The 12,242-nt window shown below is 64.2% G+C and carries 14 protein-coding genes and 1 pseudogene; 8 read left to right on the plus strand and 7 right to left on the minus strand.

Annotated features, from left to right (window positions below; genetic code table 11):
• Positions 1–97 precede the first annotated feature (97 nt).
• From def to truA, 4 genes are read left to right on the plus strand one after another with little or no spacing between them, the layout of a single operon-like run.
• Positions 98–628 carry a peptide deformylase gene (gene def / locus EOA28_RS03255; protein WP_127251072.1) on the plus strand — a complete coding sequence of 177 codons (531 nt, stop codon included), beginning with the start codon at positions 98–100 and terminating at the stop codon, positions 626–628.
• Between the two features lie 58 nt (positions 629–686).
• Positions 687–1,622 (plus strand): methionyl-tRNA formyltransferase, encoded by a 936-nt coding sequence (gene fmt, locus EOA28_RS03260; protein WP_127251073.1) that lies wholly within the window; start codon positions 687–689, stop codon positions 1,620–1,622.
• Positions 1,619–2,125 (plus strand): N-acetyltransferase, encoded by a 507-nt coding sequence (locus tag EOA28_RS03265; RefSeq protein WP_126080160.1) that lies wholly within the window; start codon positions 1,619–1,621, stop codon positions 2,123–2,125. The genes fmt and EOA28_RS03265 overlap by 4 nt, the downstream gene beginning before the upstream one ends.
• 23 nt (positions 2,126–2,148) lie before the next feature.
• A complete protein-coding gene (gene truA / locus EOA28_RS03270; RefSeq protein WP_127251074.1) occupies positions 2,149–2,937 on the plus strand; it encodes a tRNA pseudouridine(38-40) synthase TruA in 789 nt (262 codons plus the stop codon).
• Here truA and EOA28_RS03275 read toward each other — a convergent pair.
• Both EOA28_RS03275 and dapE read right to left on the minus strand, forming a co-directional pair.
• Entirely contained in the window at positions 2,934–3,539 is a 606-nt protein-coding gene (locus EOA28_RS03275; RefSeq protein WP_127251078.1) for a transporter, read from the minus strand. The genes truA and EOA28_RS03275 overlap by 4 nt on opposite strands.
• 2 nt (positions 3,540–3,541) lie before the next feature.
• Entirely contained in the window at positions 3,542–4,741 is a 1,200-nt protein-coding gene (gene dapE, locus EOA28_RS03280) for a succinyl-diaminopimelate desuccinylase (RefSeq protein ID WP_127251075.1), read from the minus strand.
• Between the two features lie 175 nt (positions 4,742–4,916).
• On the opposite strand from dapE, the gene EOA28_RS03285 reads away from it, so the two are divergent.
• A complete protein-coding gene (locus tag EOA28_RS03285; RefSeq protein WP_128314565.1) occupies positions 4,917–5,951 on the plus strand; it encodes a 2-dehydropantoate 2-reductase in 1,035 nt (344 codons plus the stop codon).
• 75 nt (positions 5,952–6,026) lie between these two features.
• Here the strand turns inward: EOA28_RS03285 and EOA28_RS03290 are convergent, their stop codons facing one another.
• The 3 genes from EOA28_RS03290 to dapD form a co-directional block, all read right to left on the minus strand.
• Positions 6,027–6,728, minus strand: a complete 702-nt coding sequence (locus EOA28_RS03290) for a hypothetical protein (protein ID WP_126080164.1) — start codon at positions 6,726–6,728, stop codon at positions 6,027–6,029.
• Between the two features lie 7 nt (positions 6,729–6,735).
• Positions 6,736–7,107, minus strand: a complete 372-nt coding sequence (locus EOA28_RS03295; RefSeq protein WP_189341914.1) for a DUF805 domain-containing protein — start codon at positions 7,105–7,107, stop codon at positions 6,736–6,738.
• A gap of 126 nt (positions 7,108–7,233) precedes the next feature.
• Positions 7,234–8,088 (minus strand): 2,3,4,5-tetrahydropyridine-2,6-dicarboxylate N-succinyltransferase, encoded by an 855-nt coding sequence (gene dapD / locus EOA28_RS03300; protein ID WP_127251077.1) that lies wholly within the window; start codon positions 8,086–8,088, stop codon positions 7,234–7,236.
• Between the two features lie 143 nt (positions 8,089–8,231).
• On the opposite strand from dapD, the gene EOA28_RS03305 reads away from it, so the two are divergent.
• A complete protein-coding gene (locus EOA28_RS03305; protein ID WP_126080167.1) occupies positions 8,232–9,077 on the plus strand; it encodes an LOG family protein in 846 nt (281 codons plus the stop codon).
• Positions 9,078–9,189: 112 nt separating this feature from the next.
• On the opposite strand, the gene EOA28_RS03310 is transcribed toward EOA28_RS03305, so the two are convergent.
• A complete protein-coding gene (locus tag EOA28_RS03310) occupies positions 9,190–9,834 on the minus strand; it encodes a response regulator transcription factor (RefSeq protein ID WP_245463435.1) in 645 nt (214 codons plus the stop codon).
• Positions 9,835–10,195: 361 nt separating this feature from the next.
• Positions 10,196–11,041 (minus strand): sensor histidine kinase, encoded by an 846-nt coding sequence (locus tag EOA28_RS03315; protein ID WP_127386335.1) that lies wholly within the window; start codon positions 11,039–11,041, stop codon positions 10,196–10,198.
• 112 nt (positions 11,042–11,153) lie between these two features.
• On the opposite strand from EOA28_RS03315, the gene EOA28_RS38640 reads away from it, so the two are divergent.
• Both EOA28_RS38640 and EOA28_RS38645 read left to right on the plus strand, forming a co-directional pair.
• Entirely contained in the window at positions 11,154–11,570 is a 417-nt protein-coding gene (locus tag EOA28_RS38640; RefSeq protein WP_189341915.1) for a hypothetical protein, read from the plus strand.
• A 206-nt stretch (positions 11,571–11,776) separates the two neighbouring features.
• Positions 11,777–12,242: pseudogene (locus EOA28_RS38645) on the plus strand (hypothetical protein); the annotation flags it as partial.

The raw sequence follows: 12,242 nt of genomic DNA on the forward strand, positions 1-12,242 counted from the left end.
AGCATAACCGATTCGCATCGCCGGCACAGATCAAAACGTGAACAGGGAAAAGCTGCCCCCGTTGACGCTTCTCCAGCGAAGTCTTAGGTGAGACGCCATGTCGATCAAGCCGCTCATCATCCTTCCCGATCCCGTCCTGCGCCAGGTTTCCAAGCCGGTCGAGCGCGTCGATGCCGATTTGCGCAAGCTCGCCGACGACATGCTGGAGACCATGTATGACGCGCCGGGCATCGGCCTTGCGGCGATCCAGATCGGTGAGCCTCGTCGGCTCCTGGTCATCGACCTCGCCAAGGAAGGCGAGGAGCCTCAGCCGCATGTCTTCATCAATCCCGAAGTGCTCGAGAGTTCCGACCAGCGTTCCGTCTATGAGGAAGGCTGCCTGTCGATTCCCGATTATTATGCCGAGGTCGAGCGCCCGGCTTCCGTGCGGGTGAAATATCTCGACCGCGAGGGTAAGCTGCAGGAGATACAGGCGGAAGGCCTAATGGCCACCTGCCTGCAGCACGAGATCGACCATCTCAACGGCGTGCTGTTCATCGACCGCATCTCGAAGCTGAAGCGCGACATGGTGGTGCGCAAGTTCAAGAAGCTCGCCAAGGACAAGGCGCCGGGCAAGATGGTGGGCTGAGGGCCGTTTCGGCCGCGCGAGCACTTGAGCCTCCCGTAAGACAGGATCGCAGGACCTCATGCCGCATCGCGTCATCTTCATGGGCACGCCGGACTTTTCCGTGCCGACCTTGCGCGCCATCGCCGAAGCCGGTCACGAGATCGCGGCCGTCTACACGCAGCCGCCGCGTGCCGCCGGCCGGCGCGGGCTGGAACTGACGCCGTCGCCGGTGCAGCGCGAGGCCGAGCGGCTGGGGCTTGAAGTGCGGACGCCGACATCGCTGAAGGGCGAAGCCGAGCAGGTGTCATTCGCGGCCCTGCAGGCCGATGTCGCCGTGGTCGTCGCCTATGGATTGCTGCTGCCGAAAGCCATTCTGGACGCGCCGAGGCTCGGCTGCCTCAACGGCCATGCCTCGCTTTTGCCACGCTGGCGTGGTGCTGCTCCCATCCGGCGCGCCGTCATGGCGGGCGACGCCTTGACCGGCATAATGGTCATGAAGATGGAAGAGGGTCTGGATACCGGGCCGGTGGCTTTGGTTGAAAAAGTCGCCATCGCACCCGATATGACGGCCGGCGAATTGCATGACCGCCTGATGGTTCAGGGCGCCTCGCTGATGGTCGAGGCGCTCGCGCAGTTGGGGATAAATTGTCTGACATTTACCCCGCAGGCGGCGGAAGGGGTGACCTACGCCCGAAAGATCGATAAATCGGAGACACGCGTAGACTGGACGCGGCCTTCTGGCGAAGTCCACAATCACATTCGCGGCCTCTCGCCCTTTCCGGGCGCGTGGTGCGAGGTCGAAATTGGCGGCCGCATGGAGCGGCTGAAACTGCTTCGCTCGGCGCTCTCGGAGGGCGTCGGCGAGTCGGGAGGAATTCTCGATGACCGGCTGACGGTCGCCTGCGGATCGGGCGCGGTCAGGCTGGTCGAAGTTCAACGGGCGGGCGGAAAGCCTGCCGCCGCGCAGGAGTTCTTGCGCGGCGCCAAGATCGCAAAAGGAACGAAACTGACATGAGCATGATGTCGATACGCGCGGCGACGCCGCGGGATCGCGAGGCGATCCGCCTCGTCGAAGAACATGCCTTTGGCCAGCAGGCGGAAGCCGGGCTGGTCGATGCCCTGGTCACCGGCGGCGACGCGGTCGTCGAGCTGGTTGCCGAGGAAGACGGCCAGGTCGTCGGCCACATCCTGTTTTCCAGGCTTTACGTGCAGAGTGGCGGCAAGCGTTTCGCGGCCGTCGCCCTGGCGCCGCTGGCGGTCGAACCCTCCTTCCACGGCACCGGCATCGGCGGTGCGCTGATCCGCGAGGCGCATATCCGCCTCAAGGAAGCCGGCGAGACGCTGGCCGTTGTCCTGGGCGATCCCGTCTACTACGGCCGCTTCGGCTACACCCATGGCCGCGCCGCAAATTTCGACAGCGAGTATCAGGGCGAGGCGCTGCAGGCGCTGGCCTGGGGCGATGCGCCCGAGACCGGCAGGCTGGTCTACGCTTCCGCTTTCACTGCCTTGGCCGCCTAGGCTAAGGCAAAGCACAAGCTGGCATGCCGCGTTTTCGGCTCGATATCGAATATGACGGCAGCCAGTTCGCGGGCTGGCAGCATCAGGTCGACCAGCCCTCGGTGCAGCAGGCGATCGAGCAGGCGATCGAAAAGTTCTGCGGCGAAGACGTAAGAATACGGGCCGCCGGCCGCACCGATGCCGGCGTGCACGCCACCGCCCAAGTGGCGCATGTCGATCTTGCCAAAGCGTGGCCGGGCGACAAGGTGCGCGATGCGGTGAATGCCCATCTGCAGGCGGTCGGCGCGCGCGTCGCCATCCTCAAGGCGGCGGTTGTCGCCGATGATTTCGACGCGCGCTTTTCCGCCACCGGCCGCCACTATCTCTATCGCATCCTCAACCGTCGCGCGCCGCCGGCCCTGGAAAAGGGCAAGGTCTGGTGGGTGCCGAAACGGCTCGACGCCGAGGCCATGCACGAGGCGGCGAAAGTGCTGCTCGGCAAGCACGACTTCACCACCTTCCGCTCCACCCAGTGCCAGGCCGAAAGCCCGGTCCGCACGCTTGACCGCCTCGAGGTCAGCCGCGATGGCGATTTCATCGAGGTGCGCAGCTCGGCGCGCTCCTTCCTGCACAACCAGGTTCGCTCGATGGTCGGCTCGCTGAGGCGGGTCGGCGACGGCTCCTGGGGCGCGGCCGATCTCAAGGCGGCGCTCGAAGCGCGCGACCGAGCAGCCTGCGGCCAGGTGGCACCGCCGGACGGGCTTTTTCTCGTCGGCGTCGACTATCCGGAGACGCCCGGCAAATTCACCATCGCCGGGGACGCCGACACTTAACCCGTCGTGCTGTCCGGTATGTCGATGCCGAGCAGCGCCTGCAGGCCGAACAGGACGAGCAGCGAGGCGATGAACATGCCGACAAAGACGGCGGTGCCCACGGCGGCGCCCTTGCCGATCGACGCATTGGTCATGCGCCAGGTCAGCAGCGCCGACAGCGCGAACAGGAACAGCGAGACAAGGCTGCTGATCTCGCTGGTTGAGGGCAGGAACAGCCTGAGCAGCGCCGAGGGCAGCATCAGCCAGGCGATGATCGCCGATGCCCAGTTGGAGGCAACGACATAGTGGACGAAGCGGCCGCCGATGCCGGCGCGCGGCGCGACCAGCGCCAGCGCCACCAGCGGCAGCACCCAGGAGCCGATATCCACCGTCGCCAGCCTGATCAGCATGCCGAGGCGCCCGGCGAAGGCCTCCGGATCGCCGATCTCGTTGGCGATCCCGACCCAGCCGACGATCAGCGCCGGCGCCGCCACGACGATGGCGTAGAAGGAATTCCAGAAACCGTCCGCCGAAAGGTCGAGCAGGCGCAGCCCGTCGGCCTTGCCGAACATCAGCCGCCAAGCGCCGACCAGCGAAGCATAGGTTTCGTCCGCCGATAGCATGGTCACGAAAGGCCTTTTGCGAACCAGTCTTCGATGAAGCGTTCGTAGATCTGCGTCAGCGTCTCGAGGTCGGCAAGCGCGACCCGCTCGTCCACCATATGCATGGACTTGCCGACCAGCCCGAACTCGACCACAGGGCAATAATCCTTGATGAAGCGCGCGTCCGACGTGCCGCCGGAGGTGGAGAGCGCCGGCGTCCTGCCTACCACCGCCTTCACCGAGCTGCTCAGCGTATCGATCAGCCTGTCGTCGCGGGTGAGGAAGACATGGCTCGGCCGGTCGCGCCAGACAAGCTCGTAGTCGACCGGCGTCTTCTTGCCCGGCCGGTATTTCTTGCGCCCCGCCGCCTGGTCGAGCCGGTTGTGGATCTCGGCTTGTATCGTCTCCGCGTCCCATGTGTCGTTGAAGCGGATGTTGAACGTCGCCGTCGCCTTGGCCGGGATGACGTTGGTCGCCGGATTGCCGACGTCGATCGACGTCACTTCGAGATTGGTCGGCTGGAAATCCTTGGTTCCCTTGTCGAACACGGGATGGAGCAGTGCGTCGACCAGGCTCATCAGCCCGCGCACCGGGTTGTCGGCAAGCTGCGGATAGGCGGCATGGCCCTGGCGTCCGTTGACGGTCACGGTGCCAGACAGCGAGCCGCGTCTCCCGATCTTGATCATGTCGCCAAGCGTGTCCGGATTGGTCGGCTCGCCAACGATCGAGGCGTCCCACTTCTCGCCCTTGGCGGCCGCCCAGTCGAGCAGCTTGGTGGTGCCGTTGATCGCCGGCCCTTCCTCGTCGCCGGTGATGAGCAGCGAGACCGAGCCTTTCGGCCCGCCGTTTTTCTCCACGTGGCGAGCCACCGCGGCGATGAAGCAGGCGATGCCGCCCTTCATGTCGACGGCGCCTCGGCCATACATCTCGCCTTTGGCGATTTCGGCGGCGAAGGGCGGATGCGTCCATGCCGATTCGTCCCCCACCGGCACGACATCGGTATGGCCGGCAAACATCAGATGCGGGCCGTTGCCCGAGCGCCGCGCATAGAGGTTTTCGATGTCCGGCGTGCCGTCTTCCGAGAAAACTGGACGCTCGACCGAAAAGCCAAGCGGCTTCAGCATGTCCCCCAGTGCGGCAAGAGCCCCACCTTCTGCGGGTGTGACGGACGGACAGCGGATCAGGGCGGCAAGATTCGCGGCGGGATCGGTCGGCAATGTCATGGGCAAAGCGATAGTCGAAAGCGTTTGTCGTGTCACGGTGGCAGATCATCGCCGGTGATGCCGCCGACAATATGGTTTTCATCACGTATAAATGCATGTCGCCCGGACGTTTGCAGCAGTTCTGGGAGAACGACAGGACATCATGGCAAGTCGGGAGCCAAGCGAGGACAAATTCATGGCCAGCGAAACAAGCACCATCGCGATAGCCGGCGCCGGCAGCATCGGCTGCTATGTCGGCGGCTGCCTGGCGCTCGCCGGGCGCAAGGTCGTCTTCCTAGGCCGCGGCCGCGTCGTCGAGGCCATGCGGGAAAGCGGGTTGCGCGTCAGCGATCTTGACGGCCGCGACCGCCGCATCGAAGCGCAGGCGATTTCGGCGACCGTCGATCCGGCGATCGCACTGGCGGACGCCGATGTCATCCTGGTGACGGTGAAGAGCGGCGCGACCGGGGAGATGGCGAAGCTGATCGCCGCCCACGGGCGTCCGGATGCCGTGGTGGTCAGCCTGCAGAACGGCGTCGACAATGCCGACCGGCTGCGTGACGCGCTCCCCGGACGGCGGGTGCTGACCGGCATGGTGATGTTCAACGTCGTGCAGTCGGCGGACGGCGAGCTGCCGTTCCGCATCCATCGCGCCAGCCAGGGCGAGGTAATGATCGACGACGGCGTCGATGGCCTTGCCGAGCTGCTCGATGTCGACGGGCTTGCCGTCGAGGCGCGCGCCGACATGAAGGCGGTGCAGTGGAGCAAATTGCTGATGAACCTCAACAATGCCCTGGTGGCGCTCTCCGACCTGCCGCTGGCAAGCCAACTGGCCGACCGGATCTGGCGCGTGATCCTGGCCGCCCAGATCGACGAGGCGCTCGCCGCGATGAGGGCGGCGGGCATAGCGCCGGCGCGCATCACCGGCCTGCCGCCGGCGCTGCTGCCGAAAGTGCTGCGGCTGCCCGACTGGCTGTTCGGCCTCCTGGCGCGCCGCATGCTGGCGATCGGCCCTCAGGCGCGTTCGTCGATGTGGGACGATCTCAAACGCGGCCGTCCGACCGAGATCGACGAATTGCAGGGCGCGGTCATTCGCCTGGCCAGGCAGGCCGGCATCCCGGCGCCGATGAACGAACGGGTCGCGGCTCTGGTGCGTCAGGCCGAAGCGGAAAAGCGCGGTCCCCCCGGCCTCGGGCCGGACGCGGTCAGCGCAATTCCAGGAAAAGTGTGAGCGGTTTTCCGTCCGGAATTGCGCAAAAACAAACGGATAGAGCGGTTCGCCGTTTCCTTGAAACGGTGAACCGCTCTAGCGGCGGCCTTCGATCAGCGTGATCTTCTGCCAGATCTTGCGCGACAGGTTGGAGCTCAGGTTCTCGATGTCGTTGACCCCGTCGATGACGACATCGTCATTGACCGACTGCGCGAACAGCGCCGCCACCTTGCCGGCGATCGACAGCATCTCCGAGCAATAGTCGAGATAGCGCGCAAGGTCCGCGGCGTTGGTCATGCGGGCGGGCGAGTGCGCGGTCGGCTTGAAATCGGCCGACAGCGCCGCCGGGTCCTTGGTCAGCTGATGCATGTCGATGACATGGATCAGCGAGCGCAGCCCGTGCAACTGGCGGAAGACTTTCTTGCGCTTGATGCGCTCCTCGGTGCGGACCAGCGCCAGCAGCCCGAGCGCGGCCAGGATGACGGTGTTGATCGTCGCTTCGATGCCTTGCATCGACTGTACGGCGTCGTCGGCGCCCGAAATGCGGTCGAGCGGCAGGATCGTGCCGACGAACAGGAACACCGCCACGCCGGCGATGAAGGCCGCGATGATGACGCCGCGCAGCCACCAGATCGGCGTCTCCAGTTCCCTGGCCGCCTTGGCGAGGTCCCGCGACAGCGACACCAGCTCGGCGGCGACGCCGCGCAGGCCGGCATCCGGAAAACGCTCGCCGATCCGCCCCTCCAGCCTTTCGGCCGTCTCGATGATCAGTTGCGGATCGAGCGCGCGGTAGCGCATGACAGCCTCACGAATCGGCCGGCGCGTTGGTGCGCCTGCCGTAACGGTTCGGTCCGGGATCGCTGCGGAAACAGGAGAGGATGATGAGCAGGATGGGACCGATGATGAGCGAGATCAGCGCAAAATAGGTCGGCTTGCCGAAATCGTGGAAGCGCTTTGCCGTCACCGCGAAGGTGGCCCAGGCCGAGATCAAGAGCACGCCCCAGCAGATCATGGCCCAGTTCTGGCTGGCGGTGGTGTTCAACTCCACCCGCGCGAACTGGTAGAACGGGAAAAACTGGACGAGCACCAGCAAAACTCCGGCCAGCGCATAGGCGACCGGGCTCAGCCGCCCCGAAAGGCTGAAGAACAGCCAGAGGAATTGCGATCTTTCAGACAACCGCGTCCGCTCCGTCAAAGCATGTCTCCCGAAGTGGGAACCGGTTTCGGGACAAAGACATGCGCAAGATCAAAACCTAAAGCGCAGGGAGCGAATCTGAAAGATCGCGACGCGCTTTAGGAAGGATCAATCGCGCAGCAATTCGTTGATCGAGGTCTTCGAACGCGTCTTGGCGTCGACGCGCTTGACGATGACGGCGCAGTAGAGGCTCGGGCCCGGCTCGTTGTTCGGGAAATTCTTGCCCGGCATCGAGCCGGCGACCACCACCGAGTTGGGCGGCACCTCACCGTAGAAGACCTCGCCGGTGGCCCGGTCGACGATCTTGGTCGACTGGCCGAGGAACACGCCCATGCCGAGCACCGAGCCTTCGCGCACGATGCAGCCTTCCACCACTTCGGAGCGCGCGCCGATGAAGCAATTGTCCTCGATGATGGTCGGGCCGGCCTGCATCGGCTCCAGCACGCCGCCGATGCCGACGCCGCCGGAAAGATGCACGTTCTTGCCGATCTGGGCGCAGGAGCCGACCGAGGCCCAGGTGTCGACCATGGTGCCCGAATCGACATAGGCCCCGACATTGACGAAAGACGGCATCAGCACGGCGCCCGGCGCGACATAGGCCGAGCGGCGCACGATCGAGGACGGCACGGCGCGGAAGCCGGCCTTCTCGAAATCGACGGCGCTCCAGCCGTCGAACTTGGACGGCACCTTGTCCCACCACACCGCCTGGCCGGGGCCGCCCTTGATGATCTCCATCGGGTTCAGCCGGAAGGAGAGCAGCACCGCCTTCTTCAGCCACTGGTTGACGTGCCACGTGCCGTCGTCCCGCCGCTCGGCGACGCGGGCGACACCGCGGTCGAGCAGGTCGAGCGCGGACTGGATGGCGTCGCGCGTCTCGCCGCGCGTGGCGGTCGAAATCGTGTCGCGCTCCTCGAAGGCCTTCTCGATGGTCGTTTCGAGGCTCGCCAGATCGGGCTTCGACATGATTTCGCTCCATTACCAAGCTGTTAAGGGGCTGAGCCTTAACCTGTTTAAAAGTCGCGCGGACCCTATGTTAAGGCTGAATGAGGGTCAATCGCGCCAGCGTCACGGGACGGCGCAAGTAAGGAATTGGACGGGTGGATTCGATGACTCCCATGGAAAAGGCGGGGTGGACGCCGCTGCCGCATTCGGACGAGGACCTGGAGCGCGCGAAAAGCGTGCCGGATACCCCGCAGACACGTGCCGAAACCTACCGGCTGGCCTGGAACGATCCGGACTTCATGACGCGGCGCGAATTGCGCGCCGTGCGGCTGCAGCTGGAGCTCCTGAAGCCGGAAATGATCCTGGCCGAACGCGGCATCCGCTCGACCGTGATCCTGTTCGGCGGCGCCCGCCTGCCCGAGCCCGGCGGCGAAGCCTGGGCGGCGAAGAACGAGACGCAGAAGAAGAACCTCGAGGCGAACAGCAAATATTACGAGGAAGCGCGCAAGTTCGCCCGTCTGTGCTCGCAGCAATCGGCCACCTCCTATTATCGTGAATATGTCGTCGTCACCGGCGGCGGCCCTGGCGTCATGGAGGCAGGCAACCGCGGCGCCGACGATGTCGGCGCGCCGTCGATCGGCTTGAACATCGTGCTGCCGCACGAGCAGGCGCCCAACGCCTATGTCACGCCGGAGCTCTGCTTCAACTTCCACTACTTCGCCATCCGCAAGATGCATTTCGTCATGCGCGCCAAGGCGGTCGCCGTGTTCCCGGGCGGCTTCGGTACGATGGACGAGTTCTTCGAGACGCTGACCCTGATCCAGACCGGGCGCATGGAGCGCGTGCCGGTGATCCTGTTCGGCAAGGCCTTCTGGCGAAGGGTGATCGACCTCGATTTCCTCGCCGAGCAGGGCACCATCTCGCCCGGCGATCAGGATATCATCGATTTCGTCGACACCGCCGAGGAAGCGTGGGAAATCATCCGGCGCTTCTACAAGTTGGGCGAGTAGGAACTGATGAATTGAAGAACTGAAGAATTGAAGAATTGAAGAACGACTCGGACTCCCTTTTTCCTCAATTCCTCAGTTCCTCTACTCCGGGATGCATCCCGGCCATGCCGGCTCACACCGGCAACTCGGCCAGCCAGCCATTCGAGTGCGCGAAGCGCACAATGGCCGCCCGCGAGCGGAGCTCGAGCTTCTCGGACGCCCTTGTGCGATAGGTTTCGATCGTCTTGATGCTGAGGTTGAGTCGGGACGAGATTTCCTTGTTGCTGTAGCCGAGCGCCACCAGCTGGATCACCGACCGCTCCCGTTGGCTGAGATTGCCCGGATCGCCCTGCGGGGCGCTGCGCGGGCTCAATATGCGCGCCGCGAGTGCGGGATCGACATAATTGTCACCGGCCAGCACGCATCGGATGGCCTGCAGCAGGTCCGTCGCGGTCGAGCGCTTGACCACGAAGCCGCGGCCACCCGCCGCAAGCACCTGGCGCAGGCAGCCGGGGTCCTCATGCGCTGTCAATGCTATGCAGCTGACCTCGGGAAAGCGCTCGCCGAGCCTTTCGATCAGCACGACCCCGCTGTCGCCGGGAAGCGATATATCGACCACGGCGATATCGGGCAGCGTCTTGCCGATCCCTTCAAGGGCATCCTCGGCATTCCCGGCCAGGCCGACGACCGTCAGATCGTCCTGGCTGTTGATCATCGCCCCGACCCCCGACAGCATGATCGGGTGGTCGTCGACCAGAAATATCCGCCTGCAGCGCACCTTTAACCTCCATCAGTCGTGAAGAGCCCTTCCTCCGGAAGAGGCCTCTTGTCCTTGATGGTCTAGGCAACAGCCCCGCATGGCGCGGGACGCCCGTCTGTATCGGCAAGCCCTGAGGCGGCCGTAGCGGGTAAAGCTATCCCCCCGCCTAACCCATGCGGCGCGGATTGTAAGCCGCAGCTAATGTCCGGGATGTGCGGCGCTTCACGTAGACGAGTTTAGGAAAGGAACGTCGCGTTGTGCTGTCCGAACCCGTGCAAAACCAGACACTTGGCAAAACGCGACGAACAGGCCCGAAGCCGAAGCGACCATTTCCCCATCCATCAGACTGTCCTTGGAAGGCGCAGTCCTCCCCCACTATTCAATGTGCCAACGGCACATCCGCATAAACGGTAGTTCCTTTCATCGTGGCGCTTTCGACCGTCAGTTCACCGCCGACCAGCGCCAGTCGCTCCCGCATTCCGGCAAGTCCCAGGTGGCCCGGACCGGGGTCGGCGCGGCCGTCAAAGCCGCGGCCATCATCCTCGATTGTCAGGCGCATTCGATCGTCCTGAATATGGGCCGTCACGCTTACCCGGCTTGGCTGGGCATGCTTGCCGATATTGGTAAGCGCCTCCTGCGCGACACGATAAAGCGTGAGCGCGGTCTCTGCGGGCAGCGGGTTCGAAAGGGCGTCGAGATCCATCTCGCATGGAATGCCGAGCTGGCTGCAAAGCATTGTCGCCAGATCCTCGACCGAAGCGCGCAGGCCGAGACGATCGAGGTCGGCGGGCCGCAGGTTCCAGGCAGCGTCATGCACCTTGGCGCTGAGCCGATCGATAAGCATCGCGGCGCGCTCAAGACGGCCGTCCATCTCTTGCGTGCCGGCACGGACGTTGTGCAACTCCAGCGCGACGCTGGCCAGCATCTGGCCGAGGTCGTCATGCAGCTCCCGCGACAGGCGCAGGCGCTGCTCTTCCTGCACGGCGATCAAGCGCCGCGCAAGCCTACGGCGCAGGGCCCTATCGTCCTTGCCTGTAGTCATACCCGCCCACATCAACCTTTCTCTTCCCATTGCCGTCGCGAGGGTCGCAAGCCATCCGCGGGTCGGCGAGAAAAGGCATGAATGTCCGAGCAGTATACACCCGCCAGATGCCTTTATGCCTGTCAGTTTTTTCCTGATTGCTTCAACTTTTCCTGACATGGGGATCAGCAGAAAAACCGACAACCTCCGCTGATCAGCCCGAATGTATCGCAACTATTTCTGCGTGCATCCTTCAAGCGTCCTCCCGGTCATCTTGAACTGCCCGGGAAGCTCAACGCAAACGAAGGAGAACGTCATGAGAAAGATCATCCTGGCCGCGGCCGTATTGTCGGCTCTGACCGGTACGGCATCCGCGCTTTCGATCGGCAGCGGCAATGGCAACGGCAATGGCAATGTCGGCGTCGGCAACGGCAACGGCAATGGCAACGCCAATACCGGCGCCTACAACGGCAACTTCAACGGCAATGGCAACTTCGGCTTCGGCAACGGCAACGGCAACGGCAATGCGAATATGGGCGCCTTCAACGGCAACTATAACGGCAACCTGAATGCCGGCGTCGCGAACGGCAATGGCAACGGCAACGGCAATTTCGGCCTCGGCAACGGCAACGTGAACGGCAACGGGAACTGGGGCTTCGGAAACGGCAATGCCAACGGCAACGGCAACTGGGGCGCCGGCAACGGCAACGGAAACGGCAACGCCAACCGCTAGCGCTGGTCCAACCGACAGCGTCGCCAAACTTCAGTTTGGAAAGACGCTGACGTCTCTGGGACCGCCGAGCCACGCGCCCGTCCCCCGCGCAAGGCTATCGCGACATGTCGCCGGCGGTCCCAGTCCTTTTCGACGAACGATCCTTTTCGAAACCGGGGCCATTTCGAAAGCCCAATTTCAAGCTTAGCTATGGAAGGAGCTCGCAGATGAAACGCTACGTCATACCGGCGCTATGCCTGGGGTTGTTGAGCGCAACCGCAGCGAAGGCCGACACAGCGACGGGCAGCCAGGCCTTCGGCAAGTCGGCCGTCCAGGCGGCGGTCGGCAAATACGGCCAGGCTATCGGCTCGAACGTCAGGAGCATGGATCCGCTCGGCAACTTCGGCGGTAATCTCGGCTACAAGAACAGCGGCACCGGCAATGTCGGCGCCTTCAACAGCGGTACCGGCAATGTCGGCGCGTTCAACGGCAACAACAACACCTCGGCGACGAGCGGCAACGGCAACATCGGCTCCTTCAACGGCAACGGCAACACCGGCGAATATGACGGCAACAGCAACATCGGCGCCGGCATTGCCGTTGCCGTTGAACGACCCGCCGTTGAAGTTGCCATTGCCGGCGCCGATGTTGCTGTTGCCGTCATATTCCCCGGTGTTGCCGTTGCCGTTGAAG

The sequence above is a fragment of the Mesorhizobium sp. M2A.F.Ca.ET.067.02.1.1 genome (genome assembly GCF_004023285.1).
Classification (GTDB): Bacteria; Pseudomonadota; Alphaproteobacteria; order Rhizobiales; family Rhizobiaceae; genus Mesorhizobium.

Bases quoted from the DNA above. Each gene is read 5' to 3' on its own strand.
- EOA28_RS38640 (WP_189341915.1), top strand. From the start codon at position 11,154: ATGAGAAAGATCATCCTGGCCGCGGCCGTATTGTCGGCTCTGACCGGT.
- EOA28_RS03290 (WP_126080164.1), bottom strand. From the start codon at position 6,728: ATGCGCTACCGCGCGCTCGATCCGCAACTGATCATCGAGACGGCCGAA.
- truA (WP_127251074.1), top strand. From the start codon at position 2,149: ATGCCGCGTTTTCGGCTCGATATCGAATATGACGGCAGCCAGTTCGCG.
- fmt (WP_127251073.1), top strand. From the start codon at position 687: ATGCCGCATCGCGTCATCTTCATGGGCACGCCGGACTTTTCCGTGCCG.
- def (WP_127251072.1), top strand. From the start codon at position 98: ATGTCGATCAAGCCGCTCATCATCCTTCCCGATCCCGTCCTGCGCCAG.
- EOA28_RS03305 (WP_126080167.1), top strand. From the start codon at position 8,232: ATGACTCCCATGGAAAAGGCGGGGTGGACGCCGCTGCCGCATTCGGAC.
- dapD (WP_127251077.1), bottom strand. From the start codon at position 8,088: ATGTCGAAGCCCGATCTGGCGAGCCTCGAAACGACCATCGAGAAGGCC.
- EOA28_RS03285 (WP_128314565.1), top strand. From the start codon at position 4,917: ATGGCCAGCGAAACAAGCACCATCGCGATAGCCGGCGCCGGCAGCATC.
- dapE (WP_127251075.1), bottom strand. From the start codon at position 4,741: ATGACATTGCCGACCGATCCCGCCGCGAATCTTGCCGCCCTGATCCGC.
- EOA28_RS03275 (WP_127251078.1), bottom strand. From the start codon at position 3,539: ATGCTATCGGCGGACGAAACCTATGCTTCGCTGGTCGGCGCTTGGCGG.
- EOA28_RS03265 (WP_126080160.1), top strand. From the start codon at position 1,619: ATGAGCATGATGTCGATACGCGCGGCGACGCCGCGGGATCGCGAGGCG.